Origin of the sequence: Campylobacter sp. RKI_CA19_01116 (assembly GCF_025771405.1) — a bacterium.
Taxonomy (GTDB): domain Bacteria; phylum Campylobacterota; class Campylobacteria; order Campylobacterales; family Campylobacteraceae; genus Campylobacter_D.
Genome location: NZ_JAKMQF010000003.1, coordinates 111815 through 132031 on the forward strand (window position 1 = coordinate 111815; position 20217 = coordinate 132031).

The 20217-nt window shown below is 28.8% G+C and carries 23 protein-coding genes; 5 read left to right on the top strand and 18 right to left on the bottom strand.

Features of this window, described 5'->3' with window-relative positions:
* Nucleotides 1–5 precede the first annotated feature (5 nt).
* Genes L8U41_RS03360 through L8U41_RS03380 form a run of 5 tightly spaced genes read left to right on the top strand, consistent with a single transcriptional unit; the run spans nucleotide 6 to nucleotide 7369 of the window.
* Complete coding sequence (locus L8U41_RS03360; protein ID WP_263727816.1) at nucleotides 6–1754, top strand: bifunctional anthranilate synthase component I family protein/class IV aminotransferase; 1749 nt, start codon at nucleotides 6–8, stop codon at nucleotides 1752–1754.
* A complete protein-coding gene (locus L8U41_RS03365) occupies nucleotides 1751–2314 on the top strand; it encodes an anthranilate synthase component II (protein WP_263727817.1) in 564 nt (187 codons plus the stop codon). The genes L8U41_RS03360 and L8U41_RS03365 overlap by 4 nt, the downstream gene beginning before the upstream one ends.
* A gap of 44 nt (nucleotides 2315–2358) precedes the next feature.
* A complete protein-coding gene (locus L8U41_RS03370) occupies nucleotides 2359–3615 on the top strand; it encodes a TolC family protein (RefSeq protein WP_263727818.1) in 1257 nt (418 codons plus the stop codon).
* Entirely contained in the window at nucleotides 3612–4352 is a 741-nt protein-coding gene (locus tag L8U41_RS03375) for an efflux RND transporter periplasmic adaptor subunit (protein ID WP_263727819.1), read from the top strand. Before L8U41_RS03370 ends, L8U41_RS03375 begins: the two co-directional genes overlap by 4 nt.
* Nucleotides 4353–4354: 2 nt before the next feature.
* Complete coding sequence (locus tag L8U41_RS03380) at nucleotides 4355–7369, top strand: efflux RND transporter permease subunit (protein WP_263727820.1); 3015 nt, start codon at nucleotides 4355–4357, stop codon at nucleotides 7367–7369.
* Here L8U41_RS03380 and L8U41_RS03385 read toward each other — a convergent pair whose 3' ends face one another.
* The 18 genes from L8U41_RS03385 to L8U41_RS03470 form a co-directional block, all read right to left on the bottom strand.
* Nucleotides 7370–7699: a Spx/MgsR family RNA polymerase-binding regulatory protein gene (locus tag L8U41_RS03385; protein WP_220701572.1), complete on the bottom strand. Its 330-nt coding sequence runs from the start codon at nucleotides 7697–7699 to the stop codon at nucleotides 7370–7372.
* Nucleotides 7693–9033: a class II 3-deoxy-7-phosphoheptulonate synthase gene (locus tag L8U41_RS03390; protein ID WP_263727821.1), complete on the bottom strand. Its 1341-nt coding sequence runs from the start codon at nucleotides 9031–9033 to the stop codon at nucleotides 7693–7695. The genes L8U41_RS03385 and L8U41_RS03390 overlap by 7 nt, the downstream gene beginning before the upstream one ends.
* A gap of 52 nt (nucleotides 9034–9085) precedes the next feature.
* Nucleotides 9086–9439, bottom strand: a complete 354-nt coding sequence (locus tag L8U41_RS03395; protein ID WP_263727822.1) for a cupin domain-containing protein — start codon at nucleotides 9437–9439, stop codon at nucleotides 9086–9088.
* Between the two features lie 2 nt (nucleotides 9440–9441).
* Nucleotides 9442–9798 carry a 50S ribosomal protein L19 gene (rplS, locus tag L8U41_RS03400; protein WP_012661698.1) on the bottom strand — a complete coding sequence of 119 codons (357 nt, stop codon included), beginning with the start codon at nucleotides 9796–9798 and terminating at the stop codon, nucleotides 9442–9444.
* A gap of 11 nt (nucleotides 9799–9809) precedes the next feature.
* Nucleotides 9810–10514: a tRNA (guanosine(37)-N1)-methyltransferase TrmD gene (gene trmD / locus L8U41_RS03405; RefSeq protein WP_263727823.1), complete on the bottom strand. Its 705-nt coding sequence runs from the start codon at nucleotides 10512–10514 to the stop codon at nucleotides 9810–9812.
* On the bottom strand, nucleotides 10511–11032 hold the full coding sequence (gene rimM, locus L8U41_RS03410) for a ribosome maturation factor RimM (RefSeq protein ID WP_263727824.1): 522 nt from the start codon (nucleotides 11030–11032) through the stop codon (nucleotides 10511–10513). The genes trmD and rimM overlap by 4 nt, the downstream gene beginning before the upstream one ends.
* The gene (locus L8U41_RS03415; protein ID WP_012661701.1) at nucleotides 11022–11267 is read right to left on the bottom strand and encodes a KH domain-containing protein; all 246 of its coding nucleotides are present in this window, start codon (nucleotides 11265–11267) and stop codon (nucleotides 11022–11024) included. Before L8U41_RS03415 ends, rimM begins: the two co-directional genes overlap by 11 nt.
* 2 nt (nucleotides 11268–11269) lie before the next feature.
* Nucleotides 11270–11497: a 30S ribosomal protein S16 gene (gene rpsP, locus L8U41_RS03420; RefSeq protein ID WP_012661702.1), complete on the bottom strand. Its 228-nt coding sequence runs from the start codon at nucleotides 11495–11497 to the stop codon at nucleotides 11270–11272.
* Between the two features lie 71 nt (nucleotides 11498–11568).
* A complete protein-coding gene (gene ffh, locus L8U41_RS03425) occupies nucleotides 11569–12906 on the bottom strand; it encodes a signal recognition particle protein (RefSeq protein WP_263727825.1) in 1338 nt (445 codons plus the stop codon).
* Nucleotides 12907–12970: 64 nt separating this feature from the next.
* Complete coding sequence (locus L8U41_RS03430) at nucleotides 12971–13723, bottom strand: pseudouridine synthase family protein (RefSeq protein WP_263727826.1); 753 nt, start codon at nucleotides 13721–13723, stop codon at nucleotides 12971–12973.
* Complete coding sequence (waaA, locus tag L8U41_RS03435; RefSeq protein ID WP_263727827.1) at nucleotides 13704–14888, bottom strand: lipid IV(A) 3-deoxy-D-manno-octulosonic acid transferase; 1185 nt, start codon at nucleotides 14886–14888, stop codon at nucleotides 13704–13706. The genes L8U41_RS03430 and waaA overlap by 20 nt, the downstream gene beginning before the upstream one ends.
* Nucleotides 14885–15604, bottom strand: coding sequence for a zinc ribbon domain-containing protein (locus tag L8U41_RS03440; RefSeq protein WP_263727828.1), 720 nt, complete (start codon nucleotides 15602–15604; stop codon nucleotides 14885–14887). Before L8U41_RS03440 ends, waaA begins: the two co-directional genes overlap by 4 nt.
* An 11-nt stretch (nucleotides 15605–15615) precedes the next feature.
* On the bottom strand, nucleotides 15616–16341 hold the full coding sequence (locus tag L8U41_RS03445; protein ID WP_263727829.1) for a Nif3-like dinuclear metal center hexameric protein: 726 nt from the start codon (nucleotides 16339–16341) through the stop codon (nucleotides 15616–15618).
* Entirely contained in the window at nucleotides 16331–17191 is an 861-nt protein-coding gene (gene glyQ, locus L8U41_RS03450) for a glycine--tRNA ligase subunit alpha (RefSeq protein ID WP_039668538.1), read from the bottom strand. Before glyQ ends, L8U41_RS03445 begins: the two co-directional genes overlap by 11 nt.
* Entirely contained in the window at nucleotides 17188–17694 is a 507-nt protein-coding gene (locus L8U41_RS03455) for a DUF3972 domain-containing protein (protein ID WP_263727830.1), read from the bottom strand. Before L8U41_RS03455 ends, glyQ begins: the two co-directional genes overlap by 4 nt.
* 9 nt (nucleotides 17695–17703) lie before the next feature.
* Nucleotides 17704–18198, bottom strand: coding sequence for a 5-(carboxyamino)imidazole ribonucleotide mutase (gene purE / locus L8U41_RS03460; protein WP_263663130.1), 495 nt, complete (start codon nucleotides 18196–18198; stop codon nucleotides 17704–17706).
* The gene (locus L8U41_RS03465; protein WP_257396754.1) at nucleotides 18195–19451 is read right to left on the bottom strand and encodes a peptidase U32 family protein; all 1257 of its coding nucleotides are present in this window, start codon (nucleotides 19449–19451) and stop codon (nucleotides 18195–18197) included. The genes purE and L8U41_RS03465 overlap by 4 nt, the downstream gene beginning before the upstream one ends.
* A complete protein-coding gene (locus L8U41_RS03470) occupies nucleotides 19448–20155 on the bottom strand; it encodes a protein phosphatase CheZ (RefSeq protein WP_240379224.1) in 708 nt (235 codons plus the stop codon). Before L8U41_RS03470 ends, L8U41_RS03465 begins: the two co-directional genes overlap by 4 nt.
* Between the last annotated feature and the right edge of the window lie 62 nt (nucleotides 20156–20217).

The following is a 20217-nucleotide window of genomic DNA, read 5'->3' on the forward strand; positions in this document are numbered from 1 at the left end:
TATAAATGGCATTTGCTATCTTTGGAAAATATCTTTATAATGATCTTGCCTTTACCCTCAAAGCCTATACTCAAAAAGAAAGCAAAAAAGCTTTTAAAACCATAGAAAAATATAAAAGTCAATATTATTTTTTAGGTTATATCCAATATGAATTTTATAAATATCTAGAAGATAAAAATTATAAAAGCAAAGAACCTTTTTTGTATTTTTTTGCTTTTAAAACAAGAAAAATCTTTACAAGTGAAGAAAAAAATTTAGACTTTTATCCAAATTTTTCATCTAATTTAAATCAAGAAAAGTATTTTGAAAATTTTGACAAAGTTAAAGATGCCATAGCTAAAGGTCAAAGTTATCAAGTTAATCTTGCTCAAGAACAACATTTACAATCAAATCTTAATGTGTATGAGAGTTTTTTAAGCCTTTATCCTAAGCAAAATACCCCTTATAAGGCTTATATGAAAAATGAATTTTTAGAACTAGCTTCATTTTCACCTGAGCTTTTTTTTAAAATCAAAAATAAAAAAATCATCACAAAACCCATGAAAGGCACAATCAAACGCTCAAATGATCCAAAAGAAGATGAAAATCTAAAAAACTTTTTAAAATGCGATGAAAAAACCATTAGCGAAAATGTAATGATAGTTGATTTATTACGCAATGATATTTCAAAACTCATCAAAAAACATTCTTTAAAATGCGAACTTTTTAAGGTTAAAACCTATCCTACCTTACACCAACTCATTTCAAAAATAAGCGGAAAATTAAAGCAAAAAAATGATTATTTTAAAATTTTCAAAGCCCTTTTTCCATGTGGATCTATCACAGGCGCACCCAAAATAGAAACCATTAAACTCATAGAAAATTTAGAGCAAAGAAAACGCGGAATTTATTGTGGCGCAATAGGTTTAATCTATAAAAACAAAGCAAAATTTAGCGTAGCCATACGCACTTTAGAGAAAAAAAATAATGATGATTTTTTAAGATATGGTGTGGGAAGTGGGCTTGTGTGGGACTCACAAAAACAAGATGAATTTGAAGAATTAAAACTAAAAAGCAAAATTTTAGAACCTAACTTTTACTTGTTTGAAACAATGTATTATAAAAATCATTCTATTTTATTTTTCAAAGAACATTTACAAAGAATTTTAAACTCAGCTAAATTTTTTGGCTTTGATACTCAAAGATTAATACATGATTTTAAAAATATACTAGAGAGTAAAGATAAAAAATTCCATTTTAAATCTTTACAAAATTTCAATAATTTTGTTTTCAACCAACATCATTTTTTTACAAAAAGTAATTTTACTCAAAAAGACTCAAAAGCTATTAAATTAAAACTTTTCAAAAATGGTCTTTATGAGTTTGATTTTAGCAATATACAAGAAAATTCAAGCAAAAAACTACTCATAAGTAAAGATATCATAAAAGTAAATCTTTTAACACACCATAAAACTTCTCTGCGTAGTTTATATGAAGCAAATTCGCATCTATGGAAAGAAAATATTTGCTATGACATAGTTTTTTTTGATGAAAAAGGCATACTTTGTGAGGGTTCAAGAACTAATATTATCATAAATTTAAATGATGAGTATTTTACTCCTTATGCTAAAAACTGCCTCAATGGCATTTATAGACAAACACTCTTAAAACACAAGCTCATCAAAGAAAAAGATATCACTAAAGATAAGCTTTTAAATGCTAAAGAAATTTATGCTATTAATTCTTTAAGAGGCTTAAAAAGGGTGTTTTTGTGAGAGTTTTAATTATAGATAATTATGATTCTTTTACCTACACTATAGCCTTTTATTTAAAAGAATTAAATATTACTTATAAAATCATCAAAAACGATAAATTTAAAAACCCAAAAAAGCTTAAAAAATATGGTTTTACCCATCTTTTAATCTCCCCTGGACCAAATTCTCCAAAAGAATCAAAGCTAAGCTTAAAAGCTATAAAATATTTTAAAAAAGATAAAAAAATTCTTGGAATTTGTCTAGGACACCAATGCATAGCACATGTTTTTGATGGTAAAATTTCTAAACTTCCAAACCCAACTCATGGTAAGGTAAAAACTATAAAATTTAAACCAAATCCACTTTTTAAAAATCTTAAGCAAAATTTTAAAATTTGTTTATATCACTCTCTTTATGTTAGCCATATAGGTAAAAAATGTGAAATTTTAGCCCATAGTGAAGATAATGTCATCATGGCTTTAAAACATAAAAAATACGACATTTATGGAATCCAATTTCATCCTGAAGCCATACTAAGTCAAAATGGTAAAAAGCTACTTAAAAATTTTCTTGCTTTATAATTACTTTAAGTTATATTTTCTATAATAAAATAAAAAGTTTAAAAATGAAAATTTTATATTTACTTTTCTTGCCTTTATTTTTGCTAGCTAATAATCTTAAAGAATTTATAGATTTAAGTTTAAACAATGAAAATTACTTACAAAAGCAACTTCAATTTTCAAAAAGTATTTTAGAACAAGAAAGCGTGCAAAATGCTTATTTGCCAAGTTTACATTTAGGTGTTTCTTATCTTGGCTCAAACAAAGATCGCTTTATCATAGAACCTCAAGAAAGTCTAATGAGTACTCTTTCGCTTAAATTTTTACTTTTTGATGGGGGCAATAGAGAAGCAAAAATCGCTAGCATGCAAAGTCTAAAACAACTTGCTCATCTTGAAAAAGAAAACATGGCAAATTATATGGCACTTAGTGCTAGTGTTTTGTATTTTAATTATCTTAGTTTAGAAAGTATTATAGCAAGTGATAAACAAAAAGAAATCACTCTACAAAATCAACTCAAGCGCTTAGAAAATTTTTACCAAGCTGGACTTGCTAGCCAAAGTGAGCTTGAGAGCATAAAAGCAAAATTTGAGTTAAGCTCTTATGAATTAGCTCAAAATGAATTAAAACTATATGAATTAAAAAATGAAATTTATAATCTTAGCAAAACGCATTTTACGCCTTCTTTTCAAAATATTTTACAAGAACCAAGTGCAGAAAAAAACAAAAGCTATGAAATAGCCCTTATGCAAGAAAAATTAAATTTAGAAAATTTAAAAATAGACTCTGCTAGAGCTGAGTTGTTTCCAAAAATATTTTTACAAAATAGTTTTAGTTTTTATGATATAAACTACAATCCTAAATTACCACATGAGCTAAAATCAACAAGCGAAAGCTTTTTAAAAGAACATGGACAAAGTAATCGTTTTATTTTAACTTTTGAGTGGAAAATTTTTGATTTTGGGGCTAATCAAAAAGCTCTAGAATCTCAAAAATATACAAGCAAAATCACTCAATTAGAGCTTGAAAAAACTAAAAGAAAAGTAGATATAGAACTAGATAATCTTTTACAAGAAATTGAAATTTCCAAAGTTAAAATAAAAGCATTAAATGCAAGTTTTAAGGCGGCTAATTTAGCTTTTGAGGCCATTGAGAAAAAATACACCGCAGGGCTTTGCTCATATGTAGAATACCTAAATGCATTAGAATTAAAATACAAAAGTCAAAGTCAACTTGAACTAGCTAAAAATGAATATGAAATTACAAAAGCAAGGTATTATTTTACAGCTGGAATTGATATAAAAACAAAGGTTTTAGAATGAAATTAGTATTTTTAATTTTATTTTCTCTACTCACTTTAAAAGCTGAAGAAATTTATGCTAGTTTTGATGTGCTTGCGCAAAATCAATCAAAATTATCCTTGCAAAGTGCTGGTATAGTTAAAGCAATTTATGTGAATGTTAATGATAAGGTAAAAAAAGATCAAGTTTTACTTAAACTTGAAGATTCTAGCGAGCAAATAGCCTTAAAATTAGCACAAAATGAATACAAACTTGCCACTCTTGCACTAGAACATGCTAAAAGTTCTTTAGAAAAATTTAAAAAGGTACAAGAAGTTATAGATAAGCAAAGTTATGAAAATATTTTATTTGAGTTTCAAAAAGCACAAAGCTTGCAACAAAAAGCCTTTTTAAATATACAACACTATAAAGACTTAATCGATAAAAAAACTCTAAAAGCACCTTATGATGGGATTATTTCTAACAAATATATCGACATAGGCGATGGAGCTAGGGGAATTTCTCATGTTTTATTTGATTTTTTTTCTTATCCAAAAGTAAAATTGCTTTTAAGTTTTGATGAAAAATTTAAAGATAAGATAAAAATCGATGATATTTTTATTTATAAAATAGACTCAAATGAAAAAGAATATCAAGGTAAAATCACACTTATTTATCCAAGTATAGACATAAAAACACGAAAAATTTATGCAGAAGTTGAGGCCTTAAACTTTACTCCAGGTTCTTTTGGAGAAGGAAAAATCATCACCAAGGATTAATCTTGTATCGTTTTGCTATTAATAATCCTATTGCTGTTTTGATGTTTTTTATCGCTTTGGTGATTTTTGGTACTTTTTCTATTTTTAGTATGCCCATTAATCTTTATCCAAAAGTAGATATTCCTTTGATTAAAATTACCACCACTGCGAATGGAGATTTAAAATTCATAGAATCTAAAATAACCAAAGAAATAGAAAATGCAATTTCAGATGTACAGGGGATAAAAAATATCAATTCTACAAGTTATAATAATTTTTCTATTTCTGTTGTTGAATTTGAACTAGGCAAAAACTTAGAAGTAGCTGCAAATGATATTAGAGATAAACTTAATACTATTAATCTTCCAGCAAAGCCAACCTTAGAAAAAATATCCCCTGATGCAGGATCTGTTGTATCATTATTTTTAAGCTCCAAAGATCATTTAAAACTTATGCGTAAGATTGACAATGATATAAAACCATTTTTACAAAAAATTTCAGGAGTTGGAACGATCAATGATATAGCCTTTTTAAAACCACAAGTTCAAATCAAACTCCTGCCTAATGCCTTGCAAAAATACCACATTAATGCACTTGATGTAGCTAAAATCATCCAAAGTCATAATTTTAAACAATATCTAGGTGAGTTTGAAAATTCAAAAGATAATTTCACCATCAAAGGATATTTTGAAGCACAAAATTTAAAAGAGTTAGAAAATATACGCATTTTTAGTGGAATATTTTTAAAAGACATAGCAAATATTAGCTATGACTTAGAAGATCAAAAGCAGTTTGCAATGCTTGATACAAAAGATGGGGTATTACTTGAGCTTAATAAAATTTCTGGTTATAACTCCTTAAAAGTTATAGAAAATATCAAAAATTCTTTAAAAACATTACAAACAATAGTAGGCAATGAGATAGAAATTAAAATAGTTTATGATAAAAGCCAAAATATCTTAAAACATATCAATCAAGTTATTTTTGATATGGTTTTTGGCGTGATTTTGACACTTTTAATAGTGTATGTATTTTTAAGAAATATCAGTGCGACTATTTTAGCTTTTATTGTTTTACCAACTTCAATTATTTCTAGTTTTTTTCTCATTAATCTTTTAGGTTATGATATTAATCGCTTAACCATCATAGCTCTTACTTTAAGTATAGGAATTTTTATAGATGATGCTATAGTTATTATTGAAAGTATAGCCAAAAAAGCAAAAACACTCCCTCCTTTACAAGCTTCATTTGAAGGAATCAAAGAAATAGGCTTTAGCGTTTTAAGCATTAGTGCGGTTTTATTGTGTGTGTTTATACCTATTGCTTATATGAATTCAGTTCCTGGTTTATTTTTTAATGTATTAGCTACTAGCGTTGCTTCTGGTGTGATTATAAGCTATCTTGTAAGTGTATTTTTAATACCTACCTTAAGTGCTAGATTTTTAAATACTAGCGAAAGTACATTTTATAAAAAAAGTGAATTTTTATTTATAAAACTTGACTTATTTTATGAAAAGCTACTTTATAAAGTTTTAGCTAATAAAATTAAATTTATCCTATCAACGCTTGTTGTAATTATTTTATGTTTTTCTTTAGCTCCTAAAATAGGCTTAGATTTTCTACCTATAGAAGAAGATAGTGAAATACAAATTTTATTAGAAAGCAAAAACGACTTATCTTTAGAAGCTATGAAAGAAAAAAGTTTAAAAGTATATGAAAATATAAAGCAAGATCCAAGTGTTGCTTATGCATATTTACTTATAGGATATAATGACGCAAAAGAAATTAAAAAAGCAAAAATTTATGTAAAATTAAAACCTTTAAATGAAAGAAAATTCAGACAACCTAAGCTTATTAGCCTTTTTCAAGAAAAATTAAACTCCTATGAAGACTTAAAGATAAAAGTTTTAGAACTCCCTAAAATAGAAGGAGCAGGCATTGAAGATCCGGTTCAAATTCAAATTTTAGGTGATGATTTAAAGCTAATAAAAGAAGCTATTAATAGAATGAAAGAAGTGCTTTCAAAACACGAAGGCTTTGTTGCTATAGATGATAATGAAGGGGATTTAAAAGAAGAAATTGCTATTAATATCAATAGAGAAAAAGCTGCCAAACTTGGTATTAACCCTCAAGAACTTGCTTATGTCTTGGCTTATTCCTTTGGAAATTTAAGTGTTGGAAATATGGATTATAAAAATTTTAAAGATGAAATTATCCTTAGCTTTGATGAAGCTTTTAAGCAAAATCCAACTAGTTTAGAGCTAATAGAACTTAAAAATCATAACAATGAAAGTATAAAACTTGCTAGTATTGCTAGCTTTTCTTATAAAAAAGATCTTTCTTTAATTAACAGACACAATAAAACTACTAGTATAAAACTCACTTCAAGCATAGAAAACATTTCTTTGGGTGAAGTAAGAAAAATTTTTGAGTCCAATTTAGCTTATATTTTAGGAAAAAACAACCTATCTTTTGCTTATTCTGGTTTTTTGGACTTTTTAGATGATACCATTAGTGGATTTTTGTTTTCTATATCTTTGGGAATGATTTTGATTTATTTAATCCTTGCTTCTTTGTATTCAAGTTTAATACTTCCTTTAATCATCATGATAAGCATGCCTTTGGCTTTTGGTGGAGCTTGTTTTGGAATTTTTATCACAGGAAATCACTTTTCTTTATTTGTACTTGTGGCTATTATTTTGCTTTTTGGAATGGTAGGAAAAAATGCTATATTATTAGTAGATGTAGCTAATAAAAAATGCGATGAAGGTATGGAAGTAGAAAAAGCACTAATTTATGCAGGAAAAAGTCGTTTAAGAGCCATTTTAATGACAACTTTTGCGATGATTTTTTCCATGCTTCCACTAGCACTTTCAAGGGGTTCTGGTTTTGAAGGAAATTCTCCTATGGCCATTGCTATTATATTTGGTCTTATTAGTTCAACCTTACTTACACTTTTAGTAGTGCCAGCTTTATTTAAATTTGCTCATAATTTAGATGTGAAAATTAAAAAAATCTACCAAAGAGAGAAAATTTAATTAAAAACTCTCATATTCTTTAGCTATAAAAACTTCATCATCTTTTACAATTAATGGGCGTTTTATGAGTGTTGGACTTTCTAAAATCATTGCTTTAATTTCATCTTGGTTTAAATTTTGAAGTTTTTCTTTATTTAAGCCTAATTTTCTAGCACTCATACCCACTGTATTTACAAGCTCTAAAACACTCCTTTTGCTAAGCCAAAAATCTAAAGTTTCTTCATCTAGTTTTTTAATATCTAAAAATTCAAATTCAATTTGCTTAGAATTTAAACAATCCATAGCTTTTTTAACACTATTACAATTTTTAATACCATAAAATTTTAACATTTTCTTGCCTTTTTAACTAAGTCTGCTATGATAAATGCTAATTCTAAAGCTTGGTCAGCATTTAATCTTGGATCACATTGTGTTTCATAGCGTTTAGAAAGCTCTTCTTGAGTGATATTTAAAGAGCCTCCTACACATTCTGTTACATTTTGCCCTGTCATTTCCAAATGTACCCCACCAGGATATACGCTCTCACTCATAGCTATTTCAAAAAATGCACGCACTTCTTGAATGATTTTATCAAATTCTCTTGTTTTAAAATTACCTGACTTAACTGTGTTTGCATGCATAGGATCTATGCTATAAAGTATATTAAATCCTTCTTGTTTTAACTCTTTAAATAATTTTGGCAAGGCATTTTCTATCTTATCACATCCCATACGAATAATGAAATTTAATCTTCCTGCTTCATTATGCGGATTTAAAATACTTACTAACTTTTTAATCTCATCTAAATCATAATTAGCACTAAGTTTAACACCAAGTGGATTTTTCACTCCACTTAAAAAATGCACATGTGCTTCATCTGCTTTTCTAGTACGCTCACCTATCCAAAGCATATGTGCTGAACAATCATAAATTTCCCCGCTTAAACTATCTACCCTAGTTAAAGCTTCCTCATAAGGTAAAAGCAAGGCTTCATGAGAAGTATAAAAGGCTGTTTGAGAAAGATTTGGAGTATCGGTGATACCACAAGCTTGCATAAAAGCTAAAGCTTGAGTGATTTTTTCGCTAAGTTCATCATATTTTTTTCCAAGCTCTGCCTTTTTTAAAAAACCCAAATTCCACTTATGTACCACTCTTAAATCCGCTAAACCGCCTCTTGAAAAAGCTCTTAATAAATTTAAAGTTGTAGCACTTTGATAATATGCTTCTAACATTCTTTTAGGATCAGCTATTCTTGATTTTTCATTAAATTCAAAACCATTAATAATATCTCCACGATAACTTGGAAGCTTTACTCCTTCAATTTCTTCAAAATCACTACTTCTTGGCTTTGCAAATTGTCCTGCAACGCGCCCTACTTTAACAATGGGACAAGATCCTGCAAAAGTAAGCACTATAGCCATTTGAAGCATAACTTTAAACATATCTCTTATATTATCAGCGCCAAAATTTACAAAACTCTCCGCACAATCTCCTCCTTGGAGTAAAAATGCTTGTGAATTTACAACATTAGCAAGGGATTTTTTTAATTTATCCACCTCACCTGCAAAAACAAGCGGTGGTAATTTTTCTAATTTTTTAACAACATCTTGTAATTCATTTTCATCAGGATATTGTGGTTGTTGCTGAATTTTATAATTTTTCCAAGAATCTTTAGTCCATTTCATAGCTTAACTTCCTCATTTTAGTAAGCTAAAATTATACAAAATGAGGCTTAAATTAAGATTTTAAAACACTTTCAACGCGTTCAAGACTATCTTGCTTATACAAAGTTAAGCGCACTATAGAATCTTCTAACGCTAAAAGATTATGAATCTCATGAGCTTTTAAACTTATACTATCTAGTGTTTTAAGTAGAATTTTTTGGTTTAAAACTCCAAAATCGATAGAGCCTTTTAATACTTGTATGGTAATATCAAAAGGTGCTTTATGATCTTTCATAAAGCTATCTTTTGACATAGTTATGCAGATTTCTTTAGCATAAGCATTTTCTATTTTCTTAGATATATTAATGCCGTTTTGAATTTCTTGTTCCCAAGAAATTGCTTCATATATTTGAGTTCTAAATTTCACTTTTATTTTTTAAGTTCTTTAATACGAGCAGCCTTACCTCTTCTATCTCTTAGGTAGAACAATCTAGCACGGCGTACACGACCTCTTCTTAATACTGTAATACTTTCTAAACTTTCACTATAAATAGGAAAAATTCTTTCAACGCCTACATTGTTAGCACCGATTTTACGTACGATGAAAGTTTCATCTACACCATTTCCTCTACGTGCTATACAAATACCTTCAAAATTTTGAATTCTTGTTTTATCGCCTTCTTTAATGCGAATAGCAAGTCTTAAAGTATCTCCAGCACGAAATTCTGGAACATTTTTACCTTCAATTTGCTTTTGCTCAAATTGCTCAATGTATTTATTTTTCATAACGATATTCCTTAAAATTTGCGTTCATGCTTTTGATACAAATCAGGACGAAAATATTTCGTTTTGCAAGACGCCAAAGTAGTTTTTAAAGCTGTGATTTTAGCGTGATTTCCCTTTAAAAACTCTGAAGGCACATAAAATTTTTTATTTTCCTTTTCAAAAATAAAAGGTTTGGAAAACGATGGAGCTTCCAATAAGTCATTTTCAAAACTTTCTTCACTTAAGCTTTCGCTATTTCCAAGAACATCTTGAATATTTCTGCTAATAGCATCACACATCACCAAAGACGCTAACTCTCCACCTGTAAGTATAAAATCACCTATAGAAAATACCTCATTAGCAAATTCTTCCACAATGCGCTCATCCAAACCCTCATATCTACTACTTACAAAACAAATATGATCTTTCTTACTTAATCTTTTAGCATCAGCTTGTTTAAAAGTCTTAGCGCAAGGCAAAAGAAAAACAAAATGAACATTTTTATCTTGCTTTTTAATATGTCTTAAGCAATCATACAAAGGCTGAGCTTGTAATAAAAGCCCTGCGCCTCCTCCTATTTTATAATCATCTACTTTAAAGTGCCTGTTTGTGGTAAATTTTCTAGGATTAACAAAAGCAAATTCTAATATTCCCTTTTCTTTTGCCCTTGCTAAAATAGAAGTTTGAAAATAAGGTTCAATAAGCTCTGGGAATAAACTTACAAAAGTATATTTCATGAATTTTCTAAAATATCTAAAGCAGATTGCGTGAATATTTTTTTATTTTCTACATCAACTTTTTGAATATATTTATCAACATAAGGAATATAAAAGTTTTTAACCTTTGTTAGTTTTTCATCACATTTTATACAAAATAAAAATCCTGCTCCATTTTCTAAAATGTCTTCAACTGCACCTAATTTTTGCTCATTTTCAATAATATCACATCCAATTATATCAAAATAAAAATACTCATCTTTTTTTAATTTACAAGTTTCTTTTGTAGCTTCAATAGTTTGAAAAAGAGTAATATTAGTTAAGGTTTTGGCAGCTTCAACACTCTCAAAACCTTCAAATAAAACTAAAGATCTAGTTTTATCAAAAGCCTTTATGGTGTAAATTTTTTGATTAATATCAAAAAATTTAGCACCTATTTTAAACTGCTCATAAAAATCACTAAGATTATGTAATCTTACATAACCTTTTAAACCAACACTTTTCCCAAGTTTAGCAACTTGGATCAAATCATTCTTCAATGGCTTTTACCGTTATACGATATGAAGTTGCATCTTTAACTTTGTAAGCCATAATGACTGTTTTTATTGCGTTGATTAATTTTCCATTTTTTCCGATCAACTTACCAGTATCAGATGGATCGACATAAATGATAATTTCAGCAAAATTATTTTCTAAATTTTGTCTTTGTATATCAACTTTTTCAGGAAAATCAACAATTAATTTTGCATATTCTCTTAAAAAATTTTCAACCATTTTTATTTGCTTGTAATAGCTGCTACTCTATCGCTTAATTTAGCACCTACGCTTTTCCAATAAGCTAAACGCTCAGCATCAAATTTTACCACTTCAGGTTCAACCATAGGATTGTAATATCCAATGCTTTCTATCCAGCTACCATCACGTCTTTTTCTACTATCAGTTACAACTATACGATAAAATGGTCTTTTTTTACGTCCCATTTTTGTAAGTCTGATTACTGTCATTTTAATACTCCTAAAAAAATTAAAATTTTGTTATAGATATTTTAACTCATATATCCATAAAAAAGCTTTAATTATTGCGGTCTTTTAGCTTGCTGCAACATATTCATAAAGTTTTCCATTCCTTTTTTGTTTGAAAATTTCTTTGCCAACTTAGCTGCATTGCTAAATTGTTTTAAAAAGCGATTTACTTCCATTTGAGATAAACCAGCACCTTCTGCAATACGACGCTTTCTTGCGTTGTTTAACAAATCAGGATTTTCTCTTTCTTTTGGTGTCATTGATGAAATCATTGCCTTAATATGAATAATTTCTTTAGAATTATCCAAATCAATATCTTTAATATTTGCTGCCATAGATGATAAACCAGGTATCATACCAATGATTGATTTCATACTACCAAGTTTTTTAACACTTTCCATTTGATTTAAAAAGTCATTAAAATTAAATTCACCTTTTTTAATTTTCTTATTAAGTTTTTTTGCTTCTTTTTCATCAATAATGGCTGCAGTTTTTTCAGCTAAAGTCGCTAAATCACCCTCACCCATGATACGATTAACAATTCTATCAGGGATAAATACTTCTAAATCAGCTACTTTCTCACCAACACCAATAAATCTTAAAGGCACACCAATTTGTCTTGCTATACCTAGCGCAACACCACCTTTAGTATCTGCATCAAATTTACTTAAAATAACCCCAGTGATTTCTAAAGCTTCATTAAAGCTACTTGCTGTTTTAACTCCATCTTGACCACTCATAGCATCAGCTACATAAAATACTTCATCAGGATTTAAAATAGCTTTTACATCTTTAAGCTCATTCATCAAAGCCGTATCAATTGCTAAACGGCCGGCAGTATCTACAAGCAAAACATCATACATAGAATTTTTTGCTTTTTCCAAAGCTTGTTTAGCAACATTTAAAGGATTACTTTCATTTTCTATGAAAAATAAATCAAGCTCATTAGCTTGAGTGAGTTGTCTTAGCTGTTCTACTGCAGCTAATCTTTGCAAATCGCATGCAGCAATTAGTACTTTTTTATTTCTTAACTTTAAATAATTAGCAATTTTTACCGTAGTAGTAGTTTTACCACCACCTTGCAAACCACACATCAAAACAACCGTAGGTGGCTTACTAGCAAATACAAAACCTTGATTTTTACCTTTAACACTAAGAATTTCTTCTAAATTTTTCTTAATTGAGTCTAAAAATTGTTTTTGACCTATGCCATTAGTTTTCACATCATTTTCTACTAAAGTAAGTAATTCTTTAGTAACTTTATGATGTACATCTGCTTTTAAAAGGGCTTTTTTTAGAGTGTCAAGAGCATTTTTTAAAGCTTTTTCATCATCAACAAAACGAAGTTTATTAACTGCGGATTTAAATGACTCACTAACTATTTCAAACACTTTATTTTCCCTTTATTAAAATTTTAAAAAGCTAAATTATAAACCCTTTTAGCTTTAAACGCCTTTAAAAATTTAAATTTTTTATTTCAAAACCATAAGTATTGAAGCTCTCATCAAGTAAGGCTTTAAATTGATAATCAAAAATATGCGTTTCATATGAATGCAAATACATTCTAGAAGATCTAATTTTTGCATATTTTTCATCACCTATAATACCATGTTTTATATGATTTAAATGCACTCTAATTTGATGTGTTCTACCTGTTTTAATGACTGCTTTTATTAAGGTTTTTTTAGCATTTACCATTAAAGGTATAACCTGAGTATGAGCTTCTAAGCCAAATTTATCGATTTTACTAAAAGCTCCGGATTTATTTTTTATAGTAGTTATTTTTTCACAAATTTCAAGTTCTTCAGCAATCACTCCATCAACAATAGCCAAATAACTTTTATAAACATTTTGCTTTTTATATTCTTGAATACATTTTAGTCTAAATTCCTCATCTTTACTCAAAAGTAAAACTCCACTTGTTTCCTTATCAAGTCTATTGATTAATTTAGCATTATAAATACCTTCTAAATTCTCACTAATCTCTCCATAAGGCTTATTTAAAGCTATGATTTTATCATCTTCAAAAAGTATTTTTGCTTTTTTTATTTTTTGCACAACAAATCTTGTTTTAGAACTCATTAAAGCCCTAGCTATAACAACCTTTTTACCCATAGCAAAAACACAGCCTTTGTCAATCAAATCCTTTGCTGCGTTATTAGAAATTTTTTCTTGCATTGCAAGCAATTTATAAGCTTTTTCTTGCATCTAAACCTTCTTTTATGCTTAATATAATTTCATTTAAATCACTTTGTTCTTTAAGTTGTGCTTGTGGTGATTTTTGCTTTAAAAAAACATTTATATCTTTTGCACTCTCACAAATATACAAACCATCAACTTCTTGATATAAACTTTCTTGATTAAAATAATATTTCCCTGAGATAATAACATTATTCCATCTAGCTGCCTCTATAGGATTATGCCCACCTATATTATCTACAAAAGAGCCGCATAAAAAAACCACATCACTAATCTTATAAAAACTTTCTAGCTCACCTAAAGTATCTAGCAATAAACATTTGGTATTAAAAAAATTTGCAAAATCATTTTCACTTAAAATAAAGTCTGAAAATTTTTGCATATTATAGTGGTTTTTTTGACAAAAATCTTTTAAAATTCCCTCAACCTCGCCAAAACGCTCCGGATGTCTTGGGGCAATAATCAATTTATCGTTTTCTTCTAAATTAATTTCATTAAGTAATAATCGTTCTTCATTTTCATGTGTACTAGCAAATATAATAATCCTAGCTTTGGGCTTGGAATAGTTTTTCACTTGTTCTTGTTTTATATTAGCTTTGATATTTTTATATGCTATAACATTTTTAGCGCCCAAGCATTCTAATCTTTCTTTGTCTTTTTGACTTTGCGCAAACACAACATCAATATATTTAAAAATCAAACGATAAAAAAAGCTAAAACGCTTATAGTTTTTTAAAGATCTATCGCTAATTCTAGCATTTAATAAAACAACTTTTGCATTATAAAATTTAGCCATAAACACAAGCATAAGCCAAAGCTCTGCTTCAAAAATAACCAAAACTTTACAAGGTCTCATCCAAAAAGGTACAAAAATCTCAAAAGGGAAAAAATTTACTTTTTTAGAATATTTTAAAGCTTCACTAAAACCAGTTTGAGTTATGGTTGAAATTTTACAAGCTGGAAAAAGTTTTATTAAAGGAATAAGGCTTTTAATTTCACCAAAAGAACAAGCATGAAAATACACGTCACCTTGTTTTTGCCTTAAATTTTTGTAAAGAAAGAATCTTGATTTTAATGATATTTTATACTTTTCCTTACAAAAACTTAAAATCAATAAAAAAGGAGCTGCAATTATATATATAATCACAGCAAAAATATAATACAAAAAAATCAATTTTGATTTTCTTCTTTTTCTTTGTATAAAATTCTTCCACAATGTGGGCAAGTTATGATTTCATCACCTTTTAAAACAGCCAAATAAGTTTTATCATAAATTCTCATAAAACAGCCATAACAAGCATGTTTTTTTACAGGAACCACTGCAGTATTTCCTGCCCATTTTCTAATTTTTTCATAAAAAGTTAAAACTTTTTGATTTATTTCACCTACTAATTTTACCTTTTTATCATAAATTTGTAATCTTTCTTTTTCAATATCCACTAAAACAGTTTTAGTTTGAGCATCGATTTGATCCACTTCATTTTCAAGTTCGCTTCTTTTAACTTGCAATTCTTGTATAAACTTTTCTTTATTTTCTAAAATTTTATCCAATCTTTCAATTTCTTCATTTGCTGCATCAAGTTGTTCTTTGGCTATATCCTCTTCAATTTTTAAAGCATTTGCTTCTTTTTCAGTTTTTACCGCTGCACTTTTTTTGGCTATTTCTTTTATTTTTACACCAAATTCTGCAATATGATTGTTGTTTTGAATTTTTTGATTTTCTATATCTTTAATATCTTTCTCAAAACCTGCAATTTCTTCTTCTGTTTTATCAAGTAAATTGCGTTTTTCTTTTAAATCTTTTGTAGCATCTTCTACTTTATTTGCAAAACCATCAAGTTCTTTATCAATTTGCGATAAAGCTATAAGTTGTTCTAAATATTTACTCATTGAAATTTTCCTTAAAAATATTGAAATGGATTTTTTGAAACTGATATTATAACTTCTAAATGAAATTTTTGCAAATCTTTTGCTAAAATTTTACCAAAACAAGATTCGCTTTCATAGTGTCCTATATCAATCAAACTAAGTTTATTATGATAACTTTCCAAAGCTTGATGATATTTAAAATCTCCGCTTAAAAAGCAATCTGCCTTAATACTAGAAATTAAATCTCCTCCACTACCTGTGCATATTGCTAAAGTTTTAATTTTCTCATTACCTGCATTTACAACTCTTATGTAATCAAGCTTTAAATTTTTTTTTACATGATTAATTAAATCACTAAATTTAAAATCAACATCACAATAAATTAAAAACTCATTTTGTTCTTTAATCTTAAAACCTAAAATTTCACGAGCAAAATAAGCATTTAAATGACTTAAGTCAAAATTCGTATGCATAGCAATTAAAGCTATGTTTTTTTGTATCATTTTAGTAAGAATATTTTGCGGATAAAACACCCCGCTTAAGTTTTTTAAACCTTTAAAAATCAAAGGATGATGAACTATAAAAAGTGAATTTTCACGTGCATTTTCAATTAAATGCATATCCACATCAAGAGCAAGATAAATTTGATTTACTTCTTGATCTAAAGCTCCAAGTAATAGGCCACTATTATCCCATGAACTTTGCGTACTAAATGGGCTAATAGTATCCAAATAATCATAAATTTCTTTAATTTTCATCTAAACTTTCTTTATACACCAAAGCACAATTTTTAGATAATTCTCTAATTTTAAGCATAAAGTCTTGTCTTTGAGTTACTGAAATAGCTCCTCTTGCATCAAGCAAATTAAAAGTGTGCGCTGCTAACATACAATAATCATATGCGGGTAAAGCAAGCTTTGCTTCTAATGCATTCTTACACTCATTATAGGCATTTTCAAATTGCACATTTAAAGTTTTAACATCACTTACTTCAAAATTATATTTACTAAATTCAAACTCACCTTGCTTATGAACATCTTTATAGGTAATTTTTTCACCGTTAAATTCATTCCAAACTATGTCATATACATTATCTACATCTTGCAAATACATTGCGAGTCTTTCTAAGCCATAGGTAATTTCAGCACTTACTAAATCTACGCTTATACCGCCAACTTGCTGAAAATAAGTAAATTGTGTTACTTCCATGCCATCAAGCCAAACTTCCCAACCCAGACCCCAAGCACCTAAACTTGGACTCTCCCAGTTATCCTCAACAAAACGAATATCATGTGATTTTAAATCAAAACCTAAATTTTCCAAACTTTTTAAATATAATTCTTGGATGTTATCAGGGCTTGGTTTAATCAAAACTTGAAATTGATAATAAGCACCTAGTCTATTAGGATTTTCACCATATCTTCCATCAGTTGGTCTTCTACTTGGTGCTACATAAGCAGCTGCCCAAGGTTTTTTACCCAAACTTCTTAAAAAAGTCGCAGGGTGAAAAGTCCCTGCACCTGCTGGAAAATCATAAGGTTGCATAATGGCACAACCTTGTTTTTGCCAAAATTCTTGTAAGTTTAATATCATTTGAGAAAAAGTCATTTTTCTTCCTTTATTTCTTCTGGCTTTTCAGGTGAATTTGCATATAACTCTACTGTTTTATTCCACATCATTTTGTATTTTCTTTTTAGAAATTCCACTTCATTGCGCGCATATTTGAGTTGCTCGTTAAGATTTTCTATGGTTTTTCTATCTTCATCATAAAGTTCTTGCATAGAATAAAGAGCATCTTTTAAAAATTTATTCTCACCCTTTAAAGCTTCTAAGGTCTCATCTTTAGCATCAAGAACTTTTTCGTGTAAGTTTAAAATAGTTCCTATGGTTTTTTCCACAAAACTTTCTCCTGCTAAAGTCATAGAATTTACCACAGCAGGTTGCTTTGAGCTTGTTGGAACCACACTAAATGTTCCTTGATTAGCCTCAATATAAATTTCACCCTCTTCTTCTTTGAAATTTAAAGCACCATTTGCCATCATTCCTTTTACAACATCTTCAGATAAATGCACTAATTGACAAAATTCTTTTAACTTCAAGTAAGTTTGCATAAATACTCCTTAAAGAAAAACTTCAATTGTGCTAGAATCTTGAATTAATTTTTCTTGTTGTTTTTTTCTATCTTCTAATAATTTTTGTGCTAAAGATTCATCCTCTATAGCTAAAATTTGTACAGCTAAATAAGCTGCATTAATAGCCCCTGCTTTACCTATAGCCAAAGTTGCTACAGGAATTCCACTTGGCATTTGCACAGTAGAAAATAAAGAGTCCATACTTGCTAAATTACTTCCTGGCATAGGTATGCCTAAAACAGGTTTTGTTGTATGTGCTGCAACAGCTCCTGCTAAATGTGCTGCCATACCTGCTGCTGCAATAAATACTTTTGCACCTTTTTCTTCGGCATTTTTGATGTATTCTTGGGTTCTTTGAGGACTTCTGTGTGCTGAAGTGATTAAAATTTCATATTTAACATCAAATTTTTCCAAAATTCCCAAAGCTTCTTTCACTACATCATAATCACTCTTACTTCCCATCAATATAGAAACAAATTTCATTCAACACTCCTTCTTAAAAAGCTAAATTCTGGAAGCTTAAACGGTAAAGTAATTTCATTTTCATTACCACTATGAATTTCACTAAATTCTTTATTATTTTTGGCCAATAATTGCTTAAAAACTATAAATTTCTTACCATCATTTTCATAGATTAAACCTAGTTTATTTTCTCCTAATTCTATATTAGAATTAACCGGAGCTAAAATTTCATATTCTTTGTTTAATTCTATCTTGCCTTTACATTTAAAAAACTCGCCATCTTCACTAATAGCATGCACTTGATGAGTTCCTTCTTCTATACTTGTATTGTGATTAATAGAATCGGTTTTTTCATAAGCTCTTGAGACTAAATATCCATCCGTAAAACCTCTGTGTTTTAAAGTATGGATTTCTTTTTCATATTTAGCAGCATCAAAAGTGTCTTCCAATACATCTTGCACTGCCATTTTATATGTTCTTGTAGTTAAAGCTACATAATACTCACTTTTTGTTCTTCCTTCTATTTTAAAAGCATGAATACAATTTTCTTGCATAATCTTTTGAATATATGAGCTTAAATTTAAATCTTTAGAATTAAATACATGTGTGCCATTTTCATCTTCTTCTAATCTAAAAAGTGTATTTGTCTCTGGATTTTTCGCATAAAGCTCATAATTAAATCTACAATCATTTGCGCAAGAACCACGATTGCTCATGCGTCCACTTTGTACTGAGCTTATTAAACATCTACCGGAATATGCAAAGCACATAGAGCCATGCACAAAACTTTCAAGCTCGATATCACAATTATTTTTCAAATCTTTTGCATCTTTTAAGCCAAGCTCTCTTGCTATAACAACACGCTTAGCTCCCATGTCTTTATAGACTTGAGCGTCTAAATAGTTTAAAATATTAGCTTGAGTGGATACATGAAGATTGATTTCAGGTGCAAGTTCTTTAACTAAACGCATAGCACCTACAGAAGCTACTATAAAAGCATCAGGTTTCATTTCTTTTAATTTTAAAATATGCCTTTTTAAACCCTCAATTTGTGAACTAAAATGAAAACCATTAATGGTTACATAAATTTTTTTTCCTCTTGTATGAGTATAATCAATAGCCTCTTTAAAAGTTTCATAATTGAAATCCCTAGCAGTTCTTGCTCTTAATGAAAAATTACTCACTCCCGCATAAACAGCATCAGCTCCATAAGCCAACGCTATTTTTAATTTTGTAAAATTTCCCGCAGGAGCTACTATTTCAGGAATAATCATTTTTTGCCTAAACTTGCGATTAATGCCTCAATATCATCATTGCTTACAACATCTGTAGTTGTATCACCTTCAATATGCACAGCCGATCCTACGCGTTTTTCATCATCAATTTTACCTTCAAATAAACTACTCATATATCTACTTAAAGCTCTCATAACATTAATAACACGTTCGATTTTTTGACGATGAATATCTTGATATTGCATAGCATCCATTGCCATCATAACTTCATCTTGTCCAGTTTGCAAACAACCTGTAATCTCATCTATAATATTTTTAGCATTATTGTTAGTTTCTATGGCTTCTTTAAAGCTTACAACATTAGGAAATTTTGCATTTAGCTTTTCAAAAATTTCTATATTTTTATTCAGAGCATCACTAATTACACAAAGCTCATTTTCTGAATTTGCAAAGAAATCATTAATAATTTCTAACTTTTCCATCATTTCAGTAGCTTTGATTTCACTATCTCTTGTAACATCATCAAGCTGATGCACAACTTTATGCTCTTTGCTAGGTGGTGGTGGTGGCCATGCCATATCTGCTCTTGCTTTATAATCACCATTAATCATTGCATCAACAATTTGTTTATTTTTTTCCTCATCTTCATACTCTGTTTCAGGCTTTGTTTCTGTTTCTTCTACAGAATCAAGATCTAAATCTTCAGTGCTATTCATTAAAGCATCTAATTCTTCTTGAGTCATTTTTACACCTTTTTAATATAAAAAACTAATGTGAAATTATATTATAAAAAAATATAAACCAA